This window comes from Cupriavidus basilensis (assembly GCF_029335485.1).
Lineage (GTDB): Bacteria > Pseudomonadota > Gammaproteobacteria > Burkholderiales > Burkholderiaceae > Cupriavidus > Cupriavidus basilensis_E.
This window is the reverse complement of sequence record NZ_JARJLM010000147.1, coordinates 1-5,303: the sequence shown is the minus strand read 5'-3', so window position 1 is coordinate 5,303 and position 5,303 is coordinate 1. Positions and strand designations below refer to the sequence as shown.

Below are 5,303 nucleotides of genomic sequence, written 5' to 3'. Positions count from 1 at the left end.
TGCTCGGTGCGCTGCGACAGGTCGCTGTTGCCTGCGGCAACCTGGCGCGTCGCGGTGGAGATGCTCGACATGCCTTCCTGGATTTCGCCCACCACCGACAGCAGGCTGCGCTGCATGGTGCGCATGGCCCGCGCCAGCGCGCCGACCTCGTCGCCGGCGCGATATTCAAGGCGCGTAGTGAGATCGCCAGCGCCCATGCGCAGCGCGAAATCGAGCATGTCCTGCACTGGCCGGTTCACGCGGGCCAGCAGCAGCGTGCCGGCAAAAAAGGACGACGCCACCGCCAGCGCGAAGCCGCCCCACAGCCAGGGCCGCAACGGGCCTGCGGCTGAGCTGCCGGCCACCGTCTCGAAGGCCAGCAGGGCAGCGAGGAACCAGAACAGGCCTGCGGTCTGCGACAACAGGATGCGGCCCTTCAGCGTGGTCTTGCACAAGCGTCCGGGCAGACCCGCCAGGCCGCGCCGCACCACAGCGCCGTCGCGCACGCACAGGCCGTGGCCATTGCCTTCGCGCAGCCGCGCATAAGCCGCGCTGGCCGCTTCGACCTGGTCGCGCTGCGCCATCGCGCGCACCGAGGTATAGCCCACCAGTTGGCCATCGACGACGGTTGGCGTCACGGTGGCGCTAACCCAGTAAAAATCGCCGTTCCTGCGGCGGTTCTTGACAATGCCTACCCACGAGCGCCCGGACTGGATGGTCTGCCAGAGGTCGGCGAACGCCTCCGGCGGCATATCGGGGTGCCGCACCAGGTTATGCGCGGCACCGAGCAATTCCTCGGCCGCGAAGCCGCTTGCCTCGATAAAGGCGCGGTTGGCGAAGGTGATACGGCCTTTCAGGTCGGTCCGGGAGATCAGGTAGTCGTCTGCGGAGAGCTTGTACTCTTGAGAGGTAACGGGTTGATTGTTTCTCATGAATGGGGGCTGCGTGAATCGGGCTCTGCGGAATGCGGCTGCCTCAGGCAGCCGCGGCTGCCTCGAGTGCAGCGAGCTCTTCGGTGTCTAGCAGTTTCTCGATATCGACGAGGATCAGCATGCGGTCTTCGACCGAGCCGATGCCGCGGATATAGTCCGTGTCGCCGGAAAGCTGGGGCGCCTGGCGAATCTGGCCCTTGGCCAGCGTCAGGACGTCGGACACGCCATCGACCACGATACCGGTGGTGCGCTCTTGCAGTTCGGCGATGATCACGACGGTGTACTGGTCGTAGTTGATCTTGTCCTGGCGAAACTTGATGCGCAGGTCGATGATCGGCACGATGATTCCGCGCAGGTTGATCACGCCCTTGAGATAGGCCGGCGCGTTGGCGATCTGCGTGACGTTTTCATAACCACGGATCTCCTGCACCTTGAGGATGTCGACGCCGTATTCCTCTCCGCCCAGCCTGAACGCGAGAAACTCCTCGCCCGCGCCCTCTGTCTTGTTCCCGGCTTTCATTTGCTAGCTCCCGCTTGCCATGACCGGCCATCGGGCGCTGCCAAAGCCACAGCCGGCCAGCCCGCTTGCGGGCAGCCTGACCGAGACTCAGCCTGCGCCGAGGCACGAATATCGTCTACTTCTTAACGGCAGTTCTGGACGTGCCTGAAGGGTGACAATGACAGTGCATTCACCCCACCTTGGAGGGGTCCAGCAGGGCTGCCACGGCGGCCATCAACTGGTCCGGGTCGAAAGGCTTGGCCAGGAAGCCGGAAGCGCCGGCTACGCGAGCCTGCTCGCGCACCTGGCCGTCGGCCTCGGTGGTCAGCATCAGCATGGGGATGGCCTCGTAGGCATCGGTCTGCCTCAGCGTGCGAATCAGGGTCAGGCCATCGGTACCCGGCATCACCTGGTCGGTCACCAGCATGCCGAAACGGGCATCCCGGGCCAGCTCCAGCGCCTCGTCGCCGTCGGCGGCTTCGGACACGACGTAGCCACCTGCGCGCAGGCAAGCGCTGATCATGCGGCGCAAGGAGGGAGAATCGTCGACGACTAGAATATGAGGCAATGACATAGCGGCTCCGGTGACGGCACGATGGTGAGTCCACAGGACCTGGATCTGGCCCGGTGGACCGATATTCGTTTCTCTCCCGCTATGGCGGCGCAGGCCGGGCAGGCCCTGGGACCGCCCTGCGCGCTCCCGCGCCATAGGCGAGGCTGGGGGCGGGCGGCCGCGAGAACTGGCACAGCCGGTGCAAACAACGCCCCTATGGGGCATATCGGCAGTGCCCACCGAATCCGTAGTACGTTTGCATCTGTCGACTGGATTTTTTACCCCCCAAGCATGGGGTGCATCGGGCCGCGGCGGGTCGGCATACTACGCCGTTGCCGCGAACCGGGCGACGCGCCTGCGGCCTGTGGCGAAGGCCTGCGCTGCCCGCGGCAAGGGCGCTGCAACTCCATCGGAACGTCATCATGTCGAATTTGCCAGGCCCGCCGTGGAACAAACGCGGAGACGCACATCCGCGCCAGACCGACAAGCTCACCGTGTTCGTCCAGGGTGCGCCGGACGCCCTGCTCGCACCGCTACCCGATTTCAGCGGGCGGCTGCACTGGGTGTCACGGCGCCCGCGGCATCCTCCCGATGCCCAGGTGGTGGTGGTCGAGCGCCAGCTCACCGCCACCATGGCGCAGCGTCTTCGCTCACTGCGACACCCGGAGCGACTCCTCATCACATTGCTGGTCGATGGCCCCGTTCATGCCGCCCCCGGCTGCGGACCGATCGTGCCGACCACCGCCGAGGCACTGCCATGGACCTTGCAGTTGCTGGCCTCGGTACTGTTCGCCCCGGTGCTGGAAGACGGCCCCATGCCGCTGGCCTGGAAAGATGTGCAGGCGCTGGTCGGGCGCGACGCGATCGGCCTCGTGCTGCACCTGGATACCACCAGCGAAGCCAGCATGTCGGATGAACTGCTGATACACCTGGCGCGCTTCCACGGCCGCACGCGCATTGAGCCAGAGGCCCTGCTGGCCAGCATCTACCTGCCGCGCGGCTTGCCTTCACTGGTGAACTGCAGCCAGCAACTGCGGCGCCTGGGCGCGGTGACCGGCCACTATTGCGAGACCCGGTTTTCCCTGCTGGTACCCGAGAACGGCCGCTTCACCCGGCTCCTGGCGCTGTTTCCCCCAGGCGGCACCCTGCCCGAGCCATTCACGCCGAAACGGTAGCCGCCGCGCGGCACGCTCAGGCGCTGGGCAACAGTTCGGCGAAGGTGGCCGGGTCCAGCGGATGGGACAGCAAGTAGCCCTGCACCTCGTCGCAGCCCATGGCGGCGAGGATATCGAGCTGCGAGTTCGACTCCACCCCTTCCGCCACCACGCGCATGCGCAACTCGTGCGCCAGCGCCACCATCGAGCCGACGATGGCGCGGCCCTGGGCGTCGACATCCAGCCCGCCGATCAGGGTGCGGTCGATCTTCAGCGTACCCACGCGCAAGCGCTTGAGATAGCCCAGGCTGGAGTATCCGCTGCCGAAGTCGTCCAGCGCCACATGGATGCCGAGCGCCTGCAGCTCGACCAGCGTCTCGAGGGATTGCGCGATGTCCTTCATCGCCGCGGTCTCGGTGATCTCGAGCGTGACGGCCGACGGCGGGATATCGTGCTGGTGGATCTGTTCGAGCAGATATTGCGGGAAGTCCCGGCTGGCAAAGCGCAGGCCGGAGACATTGATGGCCACCGGCACCCCCGGGATGCCCGCATCCTGCCACTGCCGTATCTGCCGGCAAACCGTGGCGATCACCCAATCATCGAGCTTGTCGATCTGGCCGGATTGCTCCGCCACCGTGATGAACTCGGCGGGATTGACCTGGCCCAGCGTGGGATGGCGCCAGCGGCATAGCGCTTCGGCGCCGACCACGGTGCGCTGGCCCACATCGAATTTCGGCTGGTATTGCAGCGAAAGGACGTCGTCCTGGATAGCCTGCCAGAGATCCCGGCGGATCACCCGCATGCGCCGCGCACGCTCGCCCGCGGCGGAATTGAATACGCGCACCTGGTTGGAGCCACTCTCGCGCGCTTCGCTCAGGCTGACACGCGCCGCCTGCATCAGCGTCTCGGAGGTCTGCGCATCGCGCGGGTAGATGGCGATGCCGATATTCACCCCGATCTGCATCTGCAACCCGCGCGCCGACACGAACTCGGCAAGCGAACCCAGCAAGCGCGCGCCCAGCTCGTGGGCACGATTGTGCTGCAGCAGCTCGGGCACGCCGACGGCGAATTCGTCGCGGGCCAGGCGCGCGAGGAAATCGTGCGGCTCCAGCGCGGCCTGCGCCAGCGCCCCCGCATCCTGCGCGAGGATATCGTCGGCACGCACCTCGAACACTTCGTCGACCTCGCGAAAGTCGGCAATGTGCACCAGTAGCACGGCACAGCCGGTCTCGGCCAGGCGCGCCTGCGAAATCGACTGGTCGAGCCAGCGCGCAAAAGCGCTGCGGTCCGGCAGGTCGGTGCTGACGCTGTACTCTCCGACCGTGTCATGCCCGCGCGCGGTGGGACGCACGGTCAGGCGCCCCGGGATCCGGCCACGGCGCCGCACCGGCTGCGGTGCACCGGCCGGCAGCGGCGGGGGCTCGTCGAGTAATACATCCAGCGAATCGGCTTCGCCGGCACCGAGGCCTGGCCTGCTGGCCAGTTGCCAACCGTGCCGGTTGACGCTGCGCAGCCAGAGCAGCGCCAGCGGCAGCACGACCAGCGCACCGATCGCCAGCCAGGCCGGCAGCATGAGACTGCCAGGCTCCATGCATAGCGCGGACGGGCGCGCGGCATCGCTGCAGAGCGTGCCAAGGCGCGCGCCGGCCACCACCACCACGCCAGCGCCGGCCAGCACCGCCACCAGGGCGGTGCCGCGCTGCAGCGGCACGTGGCGCCGCAGCCAGGGCAGGGCCAAAGTGAGGGTGGCTGTCAATGCAAGCGCAGCCACGGTCCGCGAGAGGTCGTGCGTGACATGCAGGCTGCCGGAGCCCAGGACAACCCAAAGCGGCAGGCCCACGGAGGCAGGCGAGAGCAGCCAGACCGCCCACTGCAGGGTCCGGCCGGGTCCACGCGCCAGCTTCCGATCCGGCTTGGCTGCACGTATCCCGAGTCCGACCGCGAGGCCGGACAGGGCAGCGAGCAGCAGAAGGCTAGCACTCATGTCAATAAGGAAGCTGCGCAAAAAATTGGGGGCGGTGGCGCGACGATCCAGGCGATGCGGGCGCGAAACGAAACCCGCATCATCGCATCACGCGCGCTTCCCTGGTAATGGAAACAGTGCCAAGTCGTCCGCCATGGTTCAGAACGCGCTCCAGTCGTCGGTGCCGGTGCTGGCTGCCGCCAGGGCCGGACGGGCGGGACTG

The 5,303-nt window shown here is 67.1% G+C and carries 5 protein-coding genes; 1 reads left to right on the top strand and 4 read right to left on the bottom strand.

The features are described from left to right. The 3 genes from P3W85_RS08475 to P3W85_RS08465 all read right to left on the bottom strand — a co-directional run. On the bottom strand, positions 1-911 hold a 911-nt coding region (locus P3W85_RS08475; RefSeq protein WP_276264440.1), incomplete at its 3' end, for a PAS domain-containing protein. A 43-nt stretch (positions 912-954) separates the two neighbouring features. Further along, positions 955-1,431, bottom strand: a complete 477-nt coding sequence (locus P3W85_RS08470) for a chemotaxis protein CheW (protein ID WP_017225415.1) — start codon at positions 1,429-1,431, stop codon at positions 955-957. 169 nt (positions 1,432-1,600) lie between these two features. Then, a complete protein-coding gene (locus tag P3W85_RS08465; protein ID WP_035808299.1) occupies positions 1,601-1,984 on the bottom strand; it encodes a response regulator in 384 nt (127 codons plus the stop codon). A gap of 401 nt (positions 1,985-2,385) precedes the next feature. On the opposite strand from P3W85_RS08465, the gene P3W85_RS08460 reads away from it, so the two are divergent. Further along, the gene (locus P3W85_RS08460) at positions 2,386-3,138 is read left to right on the top strand and encodes a hypothetical protein (protein WP_017225417.1); all 753 of its coding nucleotides are present in this window, start codon (positions 2,386-2,388) and stop codon (positions 3,136-3,138) included. 16 nt (positions 3,139-3,154) lie between these two features. Here the strand turns inward: P3W85_RS08460 and P3W85_RS08455 are convergent, their stop codons facing one another. Then, entirely contained in the window at positions 3,155-5,101 is a 1,947-nt protein-coding gene (locus P3W85_RS08455; protein WP_276264439.1) for a putative bifunctional diguanylate cyclase/phosphodiesterase, read from the bottom strand. Between the last annotated feature and the right edge of the window lie 202 nt (positions 5,102-5,303).